12 protein-coding genes are annotated in these 12,348 nt (G+C 74.2%); 3 read left to right on the top strand and 9 right to left on the bottom strand.

Going from position 1 to position 12,348, the window contains the following annotated elements:
• The first annotated feature begins 182 nt into the window (after positions 1-182).
• Positions 183-1,058 carry a Scr1 family TA system antitoxin-like transcriptional regulator gene (locus KCH_RS05040; RefSeq protein WP_035859408.1) on the top strand — a complete coding sequence of 292 codons (876 nt, stop codon included), beginning with the start codon at positions 183-185 and terminating at the stop codon, positions 1,056-1,058.
• A 35-nt stretch (positions 1,059-1,093) separates the two neighbouring features.
• Here the strand turns inward: KCH_RS05040 and KCH_RS05035 are convergent, their stop codons facing one another.
• The 4 genes from KCH_RS05035 to KCH_RS05020 form a co-directional block, all read right to left on the bottom strand.
• Positions 1,094-1,906: an SAM-dependent methyltransferase gene (locus tag KCH_RS05035; RefSeq protein ID WP_035859406.1), complete on the bottom strand. Its 813-nt coding sequence runs from the start codon at positions 1,904-1,906 to the stop codon at positions 1,094-1,096.
• Between the two features lie 221 nt (positions 1,907-2,127).
• Positions 2,128-2,559, bottom strand: a complete 432-nt coding sequence (locus KCH_RS05030; protein WP_035859404.1) for a hypothetical protein — start codon at positions 2,557-2,559, stop codon at positions 2,128-2,130.
• A gap of 154 nt (positions 2,560-2,713) precedes the next feature.
• On the bottom strand, positions 2,714-2,917 hold the full coding sequence (locus tag KCH_RS05025; RefSeq protein ID WP_157031906.1) for a hypothetical protein: 204 nt from the start codon (positions 2,915-2,917) through the stop codon (positions 2,714-2,716).
• Between the two features lie 258 nt (positions 2,918-3,175).
• A complete protein-coding gene (locus KCH_RS05020) occupies positions 3,176-3,712 on the bottom strand; it encodes a hypothetical protein (RefSeq protein ID WP_035859400.1) in 537 nt (178 codons plus the stop codon).
• A gap of 349 nt (positions 3,713-4,061) precedes the next feature.
• Here KCH_RS05020 and KCH_RS05015 point away from each other — a divergent pair, with 349 nt between their 5' ends.
• A complete protein-coding gene (locus tag KCH_RS05015) occupies positions 4,062-4,895 on the top strand; it encodes an SAM-dependent methyltransferase (protein WP_035859398.1) in 834 nt (277 codons plus the stop codon).
• A gap of 32 nt (positions 4,896-4,927) precedes the next feature.
• On the opposite strand, the gene KCH_RS05010 is transcribed toward KCH_RS05015, so the two are convergent.
• Positions 4,928-5,881 (bottom strand): outer membrane protein assembly factor BamB family protein, encoded by a 954-nt coding sequence (locus tag KCH_RS05010; protein ID WP_167574005.1) that lies wholly within the window; start codon positions 5,879-5,881, stop codon positions 4,928-4,930.
• Positions 5,882-6,069: 188 nt separating this feature from the next.
• Here KCH_RS05010 and KCH_RS05005 point away from each other — a divergent pair, with 188 nt between their 5' ends.
• Positions 6,070-6,477, top strand: a complete 408-nt coding sequence (locus tag KCH_RS05005) for a nuclear transport factor 2 family protein (RefSeq protein WP_035859394.1) — start codon at positions 6,070-6,072, stop codon at positions 6,475-6,477.
• 46 nt (positions 6,478-6,523) lie between these two features.
• On the opposite strand, the gene lanL is transcribed toward KCH_RS05005, so the two are convergent.
• The 4 genes from lanL to KCH_RS43990 form a co-directional block, all read right to left on the bottom strand.
• Positions 6,524-9,133, bottom strand: a complete 2,610-nt coding sequence (gene lanL, locus KCH_RS05000) for a class IV lanthionine synthetase LanL (RefSeq protein ID WP_035859391.1) — start codon at positions 9,131-9,133, stop codon at positions 6,524-6,526.
• A gap of 2 nt (positions 9,134-9,135) precedes the next feature.
• Complete coding sequence (locus KCH_RS42310) at positions 9,136-9,297, bottom strand: SflA family class IV lanthipeptide (protein ID WP_167574004.1); 162 nt, start codon at positions 9,295-9,297, stop codon at positions 9,136-9,138.
• A 196-nt stretch (positions 9,298-9,493) separates the two neighbouring features.
• The gene (locus KCH_RS04995) at positions 9,494-11,752 is read right to left on the bottom strand and encodes an MMPL family transporter (protein WP_035859389.1); all 2,259 of its coding nucleotides are present in this window, start codon (positions 11,750-11,752) and stop codon (positions 9,494-9,496) included.
• A gap of 256 nt (positions 11,753-12,008) precedes the next feature.
• Positions 12,009-12,212, bottom strand: coding sequence for a protein-tyrosine phosphatase family protein (locus KCH_RS43990; protein WP_244305154.1), 204 nt, complete (start codon positions 12,210-12,212; stop codon positions 12,009-12,011).
• Between the last annotated feature and the right edge of the window lie 136 nt (positions 12,213-12,348).

The following is a 12,348-nucleotide window of genomic DNA, read 5'->3' as shown; positions in this document are numbered from 1 at the left end:
TTTCCCAATTCCGGGAAACCCCCGGCATGACGCAGTGGCCCTCCTTGTGCCAAGCTGACCGAACTGATCGGTTATTTGCAAGGGGGGCCATCGTGGTCGTCGACGTCTCCGACGGCGAATATTCGAACGAGAATGTGATCGCGATTCGCCGGGGCCGTGACCCGGGCGCGCCGGAGTGGTCCGTGCCCGCCGCGCAGCTCGGGAACGAGCTGCGCGACCTGCGCGGCGGGAAGACGCTGTCGTGGGTGGCGACGCGGGCCCTCGTCTCGGTGTCGAAGCTCAGCCGGATCGAGAACGGCCAGCGCCGGCTGCACAACCCGCAGGACGTGGCCCGCATCCTCGACGCGCTGGAGGTCGAGCGCGGGCCGCACCGGGCGCGGCTGATGGAACTCGCCGCGGCCGCGTCGCAGAAGAACCAGACCGGCTTCCACCGGGACGCCGGGGCGGGCGCGCAGCAGCGGCTGTCCGGGATGGTGCAGCACGCCTGCCGGATGATCGCGGTCGACTCCCAGGTGATCTCCGGGGCGCTGCAGACCAGGGCGTACATGGAGGCCGTCACCAGGGCCACGCTGGTGCGCAGCCGGCAGCACGAGGCGCCCGGGGTGATCAGGTCGCGCCTGGTGCGGCAGCGGGTGGTGCTCGAATCGGGGATCCGCGCGGTGTTCTGCGTGCAGCAGGCCGCGCTGTACCGGGTGATGGGCAGTCACGAGCTGATGGTGGAGCAGCTGGAGAAGCTGCTGGAGTACACCGAGACGCCGAACATCGGCGTCCGGATCGTCCCGGTCGAGCTGCCGCTGGCGCTGCACGTGACGAACCTGACGAAGCTGGACTTCGAGGCGCCCGGCACGATCACGGAGCTGATCTACGTGGAGACCGGGGACCGCGAGGGGCACTACTACTACCCGGACCGCGAGGAGGACCCGACGGGGTTCGAGGACTACAAGGAGATCCTGAACGACGTCGTGCTGAGCGCCCGACCCCGCGAGCCCAGCCGGGAGTTGATCCGGGCGGCGATCGTCTGGCACACCGAGCGGATGCGGGGCCGGCCGCCGCAGTGAGCGGCGGCGGGGAGGCGGCGGGCGGCGGTGCGGGGTCACCGGACGGTGGCGAGTCCGCCGAACTCGATCCACTCGTCGGTGCGTTGCCGCGGGTAGACCTCGCGGTCCGGCCGCCAGTGGGTCACGTCCAGCAGGCCCGGGTCCTCGATCCGGAGCCGGTCGAGGTCGAAGAACGCCCGCACCTCGCTCTCGGTGCGCACCCGGCCCCACCTGTTGCCGGTGCCGTCCCGCATCAGCCGGGTCACGTCCTCGCGCACCTTCGCGTCCTCGCTGACGAGTTGGCACACCACGACGACGCTGCCGGCCGGGAGCGCGTCGACGGTGCGCCGGATCATGCCGAACGGATCCTGCTCGTCGGTGAGGCAGTGCGTCACCGACACGAACAGCGCCGCGGCGGGCTCGCGCAGGTCGATCAGGTTCCGGAAGCCCGGGTCGGCGAAGATGTCCTCGGTCCGCGTCATGTCGGCCTGCACCAGGGCGACCCGCGGGTTCTCGTCCAGCAGCAGGCCGCCGTAGGCGTGGACGTGCGGATCGTTGTCGATGTAGACGACCCGGCAGGACTCGTCGACGCGCTGGGCGACCTGGTGCACGTTGTCCTGGGTCGGCAGCCCGGAGCCGTGGTCGACGAACTGCCGGATGCCGTACTCGCGGGCGATGATCTCGACGACGCGGCACAGGAACGCCCGGTTGTTCAGGGCGAGTTCCTTGGTGCTCGGGGCGATCTTCAGCAGCTGCTCGACGGCGGCCCGGTCGGACGGGTGGTTGAAGCGCCCGCCCAGCAGATGGTCGTACATCCGGGCGGCGGTCGGTCTGCTGACGTCGATCCCCGCGGGCACTGACTCGCTCACGCGTCCCCCTTCGCGTCGCCCCGGTGCGCCGCCCTCGTCGAATGTGACGGTCCGTCATGCTAGCGGCAGGGCATGGCGCAGCGGCATCACCCGCTGAGGTGGTGCCTGGCGCAAGCATGGCGCGCCCGGGGCGGACGGTGGCGCGTTCCGCGCCGGCGCACCTCCGGGGGCGGAGGGCGCGCGCGGCGACGGGCGGGTCCGGCGGGGGCTGTTGTCGCGGGTCAGGGGGTGGGGCGGCTCCTCGTGGCGGCCAGCAGGCGGCGGGCGGTGCGGAGTTCGACCTGCAGCTCGGGCTCGGCGAGTCCCATCAGCTCGGCGGCGGCGCCGGCCGGCATCCCGAGCCGCTCGTGCAGGAGCGCCGCGTCCGCCGCGCGGGCGGGCAGGGCGCGGTGCAGCGCGTCCGCGCCCTGGCGGGCCGAGCGCGCCAGGGCGTCCGCGACGCTCTCGCCCAGCACCCGCCAGGCGAACACCGCCGGATCGGCGGCCAGCACCGCGGGCCAGCTCAACTCGGTGCGGCGCAGGGCGTGTTCGACGACCCGGCGGCTCAGTTCGCAGTCGCCCAGCCGGGCGCGGACGTACTGCTCGTAGGGGCGGCGGCGCAGCTGGACGAACGCCGCGTACCCGATTGCTATCGCGGGCCGGTGACCGGGCACCGTGACTCCTTCGACGTCAACTCGGTGGGACGGGGCCGCCGTTCGGGCGGGGCGCGGGGGTGCACGACCGGCGCGCGAGCGGCGGCGGGCGCGCTCCGGGCATGCCGGGGCGCAGGGCCGGCCGGGCGGGAGGCCCGGCCGGCCGCCGGACCGGTCAGCGCCGGCCGAGCAGCACCCCGCTGACCTGCGCGTCCTGCGCGATCCGGAGCAGCGCCAGGATCAAGGCCACGCGCTCCCAGCCGATCGGCCCGTCGCCGAGGGTCGCCCACAGCAGCACCGGAACCACCAGCAGCGCGCCCAGCCGCGCCGAGAAACCGGCCGCGCACAGCCGGGGCAGGTCGTCACGCAACCTCCACACCCTGCTAGCGTGGGGAGCCATCGACGGCATGATCGCTCGATCCCGAGCGGGTCGTTCAAGCATCTTCGGATTCCTTGCTTCGAATCGGCCCTTCGTCGTGGTCGGTGTTCGCATCACCGGCCACGACAACCCACCCACGCGGTGAGTCGCGGCCCGGACACGGAACGCTACCTCCGGCGCCTCGGCCGATCGCGCGAAAAGGCCTCCCGTGCAAACGCAGGCAAAAGAAGGCCCGGAATGTCGGGCTTGTCCGGGTCTTCAGTGGGTCAGCCTGAGCACCAGGGTCGAGTCGAGCGCGGTCGCGCCGGCCGGGGTGCCGCAGCCGGTCGCGGAGCTGGTGCCCACCGCGTGGACGGTGTCGGCCGGGAAGCGTGAACTCTCGTCGGTGACACGGCCGTTGACGACGAGTGAGGCGGTGCCGCCGACCCTGGTGGGCTCGGGGTCCGCGAAGCGGAGGGTGGAGGCGGTCCCGTCGCTCCAGCGGATGGCGGTGCCGTCCCCGTACTCGTCCCCGTACCCGTCGCCGGTGCACGCGTCGGCGGGCACCGCGGCCGGCTCGAAGGTCCCGGTGAGGCCGGGTGCGCCGGCGGCGTCCAGGCAGGTCACCGTCCCGGTCGTGGTCGACGTGTCCGCGCGGTGGGCACCGCCGGCGGCGGCCCGGTGGGCGTGCAGGACGCAAGTGGCGTCAACGGTGGGGACGAAGGCCTCGAAGCGGGCCGAGGCGTCGACCATCATCGGCGCGGCGGCGAACAGCGGAGCGGTGACCAACAGGGTGCCGCGGGCAGCGGTCTTCATCGACGGAGGCCTCCTGAGGTCCCGGTTCGGGGGTGGCGGATTCGCAGCAACAACGGCGTTCGCGGGCGCCGGTTTCCGGAACTCCTCCGTACGGGTGGCGGAATGGGCCGATCGGCGGCACGGGCGGGCCGCCGGGGCCGCCGCCCGTCCCCGGCTCCGGCGCGCCGTCGCGGTCCCACGAACGAGTGGGATCCGCCGCCGGTCCCGCGCTCTCCGGGGCTTTCGGGGCGCCGGCCGGGCTAGAGTCCGTGACCGGGCGGTCGGGCCGGCGCCACTGTGCCCGTCCCCTGTCGACGCCCGTTCCGCTCCGACGTCCGCTCCCTTTCGTCGAGACTGCCTGTGAGGCGCCATGTCCGGTGCGAAGTCCGACAACTCCGTTCCCCCGTACGTCGATCCGACCAGACCCAGCATCGCCCGGGTGTACGACGCGTTCCTCGGCGGCACCGACAACTACGAGGTGGACCGCGAGGTGGTCCGGCGGGTGCGGACGGTCGCGCCCGACGCCCCGGACCTGGCGGTGGAGAACCGCCGGTTCCTCATCCGCGCCTGCCGCTACCTGGCCGAACAGGCCGGTGTCACCCAGTACTTGGACTGCGGCTCGGGCCTGCCGACCGCGGAGAACACCCACAACGTGGTGCAGCGGGCCAACCCCGGCGCGAAGGTCGTCTACGTGGACAACGACCCGATGGTGGTGGCGCACAGCCGCGCGCTGCTGGCGCACGACCGGAACGCCGTCATCGTCTCCGCGGACATCTTCCGGCCGGAGCACCTGCTGGAAAACACCGTCGTGCGGACCGAGTTGGACTGGAGCAGGCCGATCGCCCTGCTCCAACTGGGCACCCTGCACCACTACAACGGCGAGGCCGAACGCACCCGCCGGGACATCGTGCGCGCCTACACCGACGCGCTGCCGCCCGGCTCCTACCTGGCGCTCAGTCACTTCCTGGACCCGGAGGACGAGTACAGCGCCGCCGCCCGGGCGATGGAGGAGATGTTCCTGCACAGCATGATGGGCAGCGGAACCTTCTCCACCGCGACCGAGATCGCCGGGATGTTCAACGGTCTGGAGCCGGTCGAGCCGGGCCTGGTGCGGTGCGTCGACTGGCGGCCCGACCGCCCGCCGGGCCGGGAGCTCACCACGGCCCAGCGGTGCATCGCCGGCGGCGTGGCCCGCAAGCCGTAGTCCGCCCTGCGGCCCGGATCCGGCGGAGCTGCTCAAAGGCGGTACGCGCGCAGGCTGTTGCGGGTGACGGCCAGCACGCGGCCGGGGCCGAGCGGACGGACGGCCGTGATCCGGGTGCCGAGGCGGACGGTGCTGCCGTCGGGCCGGACGGCGGTGCCCGCCGCGGTGACGAAGGAGGCCGGCGGGAGGACGCCGCGGGCGAGGTGGATGCGGGCATCGGCCCGGTGGACGGTCGAGCCGTCGGCCGGGTCGACCGCGAGACCGCCGAGCGTCCGGTACCGGCGCAGCCAGAGCAGGCCGTGGGCGAGCAGGGGCGCCTCGGGGTGCAGCGGGTTCTCGTCGGCGATCAGCAACTCGGCCCGGCCGGTGGTGCGTCGGAGGACGGCGACGGCGGAGGGTCCGCAGCGGACGGCGCAGCGGTCGGCGTCGAGGACGGTGAACAGGCCCCGCAGGTCGGCGTCCGCCATGGCCTCGGCCAGTTGCCAGGACTGCCGTTCGTGGCCGGTGCGCGGATCGATCAGCCACGCCCGGGCGCCGTCGCCGAGCAGCAGGCCGCCGGCCCAGGCCACCGGGCGCTGGGTGACGGCCCGTTCGGGCGTCTGCCACAGCAGCCGGCCGTCCGTCAGGTCGAAGGCGCGCAGCGGCGTGTACCCGCGCCACCCGCCGGTCAGCACCGCACCGTCCGCGACCGTGACGTGCCCGGTGAACCTCGCCAGGTCCGCCTGCCAGCGGGTGGCCCCGGTGGCGAGGGAGAGGCAGGACAGCGCCGACCGGTCCTGCGGCAGCACCAGCACGCGCGAGCCGGCCGCCACCAGCGCACGCGGCCACGTCCGGACCGGAACGTCCCAGGCGACCGAACCGTCGGCCGGGTCGAGGCGAACCAGCCGGGTGCGCCGCTCGTGCACCAGGATCGATCCGTCCGTCACCGCCAGCGCCGCCTGCTCGCCCCGCTGGTGCAGCACCCGGTCCCACAGTTCCGTGACCACGTCGGCCTCCCGCCACTCGGCCGACACTCCCGTCGGCGTGCGCCCCAGTGGCGAACCGGACAGGATACGCCAGACCGTGAGAGCGAGTTGACGGTGGCGTGACGGCGGGCTGACGGCGGCGGGCGGCATCGTTCCGGTCAACGGGACGACCGCACCGGGTGGTTGGCCGCGAGGGAGGGGAAGACACCATGGACGAGGCACTGGTCGGGCGGATGCGGGAGTACCTGGCGGCCGGGCTGGAGATGGACGTCGAGACGCTCGACGCGCTCTACGACCCGGAGTTCGAGAACGTGCGGGTCGACGAGGCGGGGCAGGTGGTGGTGCTGACCAAGGCCGACTTCATGACCCGCTTCCGCGGCCTGCGCGAGCGGGGCGCGCGCGTCGGCGACAGCACGGACGACGTCCGGTTCGTGGCCACCAGCCGGCACGGCGACCAGGGAACGGTCGTCATGTACCGCGAGGAGGGCGGGATCCAGGCCCGCTACAGCTACGTGTGGCGCTGGGAGGGCGGCCGATGGACCACCCTGCTCCGGGAGTTCACCTTCGAGAAGGACCTGTCCGGGTTGCTGCGGATGATCGCGGCGGCGCGGGGCTGAGCGGTCGGCGGGCCTTTCGGGACCAGGCTGCGGGGGATTCGCGGCGTCAGGGGAGCACGGAGGGGCGCGGGTCGGTGGGGTCGGCGAGGCGGCGGAGGAAGGTGAGGACGCCGGCGGTGCCGGTCGCGTGGGGGAAGGACTGCCGGGTGAGGCCCGCGTCCGGGAAGACGGGGCGGGACGGCGGGCCCGCGGCGCGGGTGAGGAGGAGGGTGGCGACGGTGCCGGCGGCATTCCGGAACTCCTCGTCGGCGGGGGCGAGTTCGAGCATCAGCTCGCCGACGCCGGCCAGGCCGCAGCACCTCGTCACCAGGGGCATGCGCGGGGCGAGGGCGAGGCAGGTGCGGGCGGAGCCCTCGGCGAGGGTGCGGTAGGCGGGTTCGGCGAGCTGGTCGGCGGCGCGGGCCAGGACGGTGCCGATGCCCGCCAGGCCGCGGCACCAGGAGCCGTAACGGCGGGTGGCCGCGGGGTGGTTGGCGGCGTCGATGATCGCCGGGACGGCGGCGGCGAGCCGTTCGCAGGCCCGGTGGGCGTGGGCCAGGGCGGTCGGGTCGCCGGTGGTGCGGGCGTACGCGAGGAGGAAGTACGCCACCCCGGCGTCCCCGTGGGCCAGGCCCTGTGCGAGGGCGGCGTCCCCGGGGCGCGGGGCGGTGGTCGGGGTGAGCCGGGCGCGGCCGGTGGTGAGCAGCTGGTGGCAGGCGGTGGCGGTGGCGAGCCGGCGTTCGTCGAACTCGGCGAGCAGCAGGTGGCCGAGGCCGATGCCCGCGAGGCCGTCGATCAGGTCGGCCTCCGGCGGGCCGCCGTCCGGGCCGCACTCGGGGAGCGCGAGGGCGGCGGCGGGCGGCTGTCCGGCGGCGGCGAGGAACAGGTCGACGCCCGTCCGGCCGGAGTACAACCCCGTTGACAGCGTGCGGGATTGGCGGGCCGTCCAGGCGGCGAGCGCGGCGACGGCTTCGGGCGCGCCGGGGCGGTCGAGGTGGTGGAGGAGTTCCAGGCCGAGGCCGGCGCTGCCGCCGTAGAGGTCGATCGGGGTCGGGACGGCGGCGCGGGCGGCGAGTTCGGGATCGGCGATCCGGCGGGCCTCGGCGAGGCAGTACGCGGCGGTGTGGTCGAGGACCTCGGCGAGCAGGTCGGGGGAGAGGCGCGGCCCGGAGCGGATCAATCCGGGTGCGGGGGAGGGGCGTTGGTCGGAGGCGCGAAGGTGTTCGGCGCCCGCCGTGCGCGCGTCCGGGTCGAGGTCCGTCAGCTCGGCGAGCAGGTCGGGGGAGAGGCGCGGCCCTGGGCGGATCAATCCGGGTGCGGGGGAGGGTCGTTGGTCCGAGGCGCGAAGGTGTTCGGCGCCCGCCGTGCGCGCGTCCGGGTCGAGGTCCGTCAGCTCGGCGATCAGCGTGCGGAGCCGGCGGTGTTCCGGCCCGGGGAGGGCGAACTCCAGCGCGGCGAGGGTGCGTTCGCGGTTGACGGCCGGGTCGGGGTCGAGGATCACCGGGTCCAGGCCGGTCGCCGCGAAGGACAGCGTCATGCCCAAGCCGTAGTAGTCGTCGGCGGCTCGGGCCGGCACCCCCGGGTGCACGACGGGGTCGGAGTAGCCCGGGGTGGAGCCGGCCGGGCCGGTGCCGTGGACGGCGCTGGTGCCGAAGTCGACCAGCCGGCAACGGCCGTCCGCGGCGAGGACCACGTTGTCGGGCTTGAGGTCGCGGACCACCACGCCCCGCCGGTGGATCCCGTCCAGGACCCGGAGCAGCTCCCGCCCGAGCGGCAGCGCGCCGCGCGGCCCGAACTCGGCGTCGCGGTACGGCCCGTGGGTGTGCACCTCGCGGCGCAGGTCGCGGTCTCCGCAGCTGGTCATCACCAGGTACTCGTCGTCGCGGTGCCGGAAGTAGTCGAGCGCGCGCGGCACCCCGGGGGTGTCGGACAGCAGGGCGAGGACGGCGTGTTCGTGGCGCAGGCGGTCCCGGGTGTCGGCGCCGTGCTCGTCCTCGGCGACGTACGCCCGGGCCTGCTTGACCACCACGGACGCGCCGGTGGCCCGGTCGAGCGCCCGGTAGAGGTTGCCCTGCGGCTTGCGGGTGATGCCGCCGGTGACACGGTAACGGCCGCCGCCGAAACCGGAGTCGGTCGGCCGGGCGGACGGCGCGAACGGGTCCTCGGCCCAGGGCGGGCAGCGGTAGGCGGTGCCGGCCAGGCCGTCGAAGACGCGGCCGTCCGGCCCGGTCATCACGGACTCCAGGCGTCCGCTGCGTCCGGTGCGGTAGTCGCCGGTGAACGGGCCGTACCGGTAGTAGACCGGGGCGTCGGGGTCGAGGCGGCGGTCGCTGACGATCTGCGGGCCGGGCCGGCCGCGCAGGGCGGCGACCAACGCCCGGGCCAGCGGCACCAGGTCCTCCGGCGCCGGGTAGAGCGTGAGCGCCTTGCCGACCGAAGCGGCGTTGACCGTACCGGAGTTGAGGGCGCGCAGGGTGGCCGCGTCACGGGCCCACTTGGCGTGGCAGACGTGTCGCTCCAGCACCGGAAGGACGGCGGCGGTGACGGCGTCCAGGGAGTCGGGGCGGGCGGAGACGTGCAGCTTCCAGCCGTGCTCCATCGCCGGCATCCGCGGATCGTGCAGGTACGACCAGGTGTCGTCGGACCAGGGGCGGCGGCCGGCGATGGGCCCGGTCACCGTCAGCGGTCGCAGGCGATGCGGGTGGTGGCGGTCACCCACGGCTCGACCAGGCAGGCGGTGGGGTCGTGGTCGGCGCGGTCGTCGTCCTCGAAGACGAGGATCTCGTCGTCGACCAGCAGCGGACCGGCGTCGCGGATCTCGGCGAGGGTGGCAACGGGCATGTGACGCCTCCAGATCGTGTGGTGCTCCGTCGGGGCCGCGGGTGGGCGGCCGCCGCGGACCGCCGGCCCGGGTGGGGGCAGGCGTCCTGGACCACGAAGGTAGGGAGCAACGGTGGGGCTGACAAGAGGGCGGGCCGCATCCGTTTCACAGAACGCTCACAACTGGGAGGCCGGCGTGCCGTTCGGATGCGGCGCGTCAACTCCTTTCCACGGGCGCGGTGTTGTCGCCCTCGGCGTCGATGTGGGGGAGGATCCGGTCCATCCACCGGGGCGTCCACCAGGCGGCCCCGCCGAGCAGCGTCATCGCGGCGGGCACCATCAGCAGCCGCACCACGGTCGCGTCGATCAGCACGCTCACGGCCAGGCCCAGGCCCATCATCTTGATCACCACGTTGTCGCTGACGACGAACGCCGCGAACACGCTCACCATGATCAGCGCGGCGCAACCGATCACCCGCGCCGTGGTCTCCAACGCGTGCGCCACCGCGCCCCGGCTGTCACCGGTCGCCTGCCAGCGCTCGTGCACCCGGGACAGCAGGAACACCTCGTAGTCCATGCTGAGGCCGAACACGATCGCGAACATCATCATCGGCACGTAGCTCTCGATCGGGACCTTCCCCGACACGCCCAGCGCCGGCCCGCCCCACCCCCACTGGAACACCGCGACCAGCACCCCGTACGAGGCGGCGATCGACACCAGGTTGAGCACCGCCGCCTTCAACGCGACCAGCGGCGCCCGGAACACCACCAGGATGATCAGGAAGGCGAGCGCCACCACCACCGCGATGATCAGCAGCAGGCGGCTCGCCACCAGGTCCAGGAAGTCCACCTGCGCCGCCGTGGTGCCCGTGACGTACGTGGCGGCGGCCGTGCCCTTGACGGCGTCCGGCAGCACGGTGTCCGCCAGGTGCCCGACCAGGTCGGTGGTGGCCCGGTCCTGCGGCGCCCGGGCGGGGACGACGGTGGTGAACAGCACCGCGCCGTCGCCGCTGGTCTGCAACGGCGCGGTGGACGCCGTGTTCGGCACGCCCGTCAGCGCCTGCTGCACGGAGGAGGCCAGCGCCGGCCGGTCCGCGGACGGGACGGCCGTCTGGTCGACCACCACCGTCAACGGACCGTTGGAACCCGGGCCGAACGCGGCGGACATCAGGTCGAACGCCCGCCGGTCGGTGAACGAGGTCGGGTCCGCGCCGTCGCCGATGTGCCCCAGCTGGATCGACGGCAGCGGCACCGCCAGGACCACCACCGTGGCCAGCCCCGCCGCCAGGTACCACCACGGCCGGTGCTCGACCCGCCGCGCGTAGCGGTGCCACATGCCGCCCCCCGACGGCCCGTCAGAATCCGTGCTCGCCCCGGCGGACGTGCCCTCGGCGACCGGAGTGCGCACGGTGAAACGATCCATCCGGCGGCCGATCAGGCCCATCATCGCGGGCAGCAGCGTCAGCGCGCCGCACACCGCCGTGACCACCGTGACGCCCGCCGCCAGGCCGAGCTTCGCCATGAAGCCGATGCCCGACACCGACAGGCCCGCCAGCGCGATCACCACCGTGCAGCCGGAGATCAGCACCGCCCGGCCACTGGTCGCCACCGCGTGACCGGCCGCCGCCGGCGGATCGGCGCCGTCCATCAGGTTCTGCCGGTGACGGGTCAACAGGAACAGCGCGTAGTCGATGCCGACGCCCAGACCGATCATCGTCGCCAGGGTCGGCGCGACCGTGGCGAACGCGGTCAGCGCCGCCAGCAGACCCAGCAGGCCGAGGCCGACCACCACCGCGACCAGTGCACTCACCAGCGGCAGCCCCGCCGCGACGACACTGCCGAACCCGGCCAGCAGCACCAGCACCGCGACCGCGAACCCGATCAGCTCACTCACCCGGTCGTCCGCTGCCGGACGCGCCAACTCGCCCAGCGGGCCGCCGTATTCGACCTGCACCCCCGCCTGCCGCAAGGGCGCCACCGCGGCATCCACCTGCGACAGGTAGCCGGTGCCGAGGGTGGACGGATTCTCGTCGAACCGGACGGTGATGTACGCCGTACGTCCGTCCGAGGAGAGGGCGCCGCCCGGCGGCGCGCTCTGCCCCGGCGGCGGCAGCGGATCCTGCGCCGACAGCACGTGCGGCAGGTGCTGGAGGGACGTCACCGCCTGGTCGACCTGCGCCTGAAAGGACGTCAGCGGCTGGCCGTCGTGCAGCACCACCTGCGCGCTCGTCCCGCCCGCCGCCGGCTCGTGCGCCTGCAGCACGTCCCGGCCGTCCTGCGCCTGGGAGCCCGGCAGCGAGAAGTCGTCCGAATACCCGCCGCCCACGGTGCGGTTCGCGGCCTGCACACCCGCCAGCACCAGCAGCCACCCGACGATCACCAGCACCGGATGCCGCGCGCACCACCCGCCCACCCGCCACAGCCACCCGCGGCGCGGCGCCGCCGCACGGTGCTCGGACCGGTCCGACGCGGACATCAACCCTCCCATGGGCGCACCGTCACCACGCGCAGTGACCGGGAGCCTCACGGTAGGCGGACCGGGACCGCGCCCCCGCGTGTGCCTGCGGTGCGACACTCCCGAACCACCCGAACGCCGGGTCCGCGACCGGGAAGCGGCGCTCAGACGGGGAGGGCGGTGGTCCAGGCGCGCTGCTCGGCGGTGTCCGGGACGGCCAGGCCGCGGCGGCGGGCGATCCGCTCCCAGGCGGTGTCGCCGTCCATGCCGTCCAGGATCAGCACGGCGGCGCGAGCAGCGAGGACCGGCCGATGCCCGCCCGGCAGTGGAACACCAGGTGGCCGCCGGCCCGCAGCCTTCCGGTCAACACGTCCAGCGCCGGGCGGACTTGGGCATGCGCGGGAACGGTCCGGTCCGGTATCGGCAGGGAGTGGAACCGCAGCCCCGCCGCGACGGCCAGCTCCGGCTCCTCGGCCAGCACGAGCTCGGCGCACTCCGGCGGCGTCAGCGCACTGACCAGATCCGTGGACCCCGACCGTGGCCAGCCCCGCCAACTCCTCGGCCAACCAGTCGCCGCCGCGCGGCCGGGCCATCGTACTGACCCGACCGGGCCCGGA

The sequence above is a fragment of the Kitasatospora cheerisanensis KCTC 2395 genome (assembly GCF_000696185.1).
Taxonomy (GTDB): Bacteria; Actinomycetota; Actinomycetes; order Streptomycetales; family Streptomycetaceae; genus Kitasatospora; species Kitasatospora cheerisanensis.
Note: the sequence above shows the minus strand (reverse complement) of the source record. Positions and strands in the feature narration are given on the sequence as shown.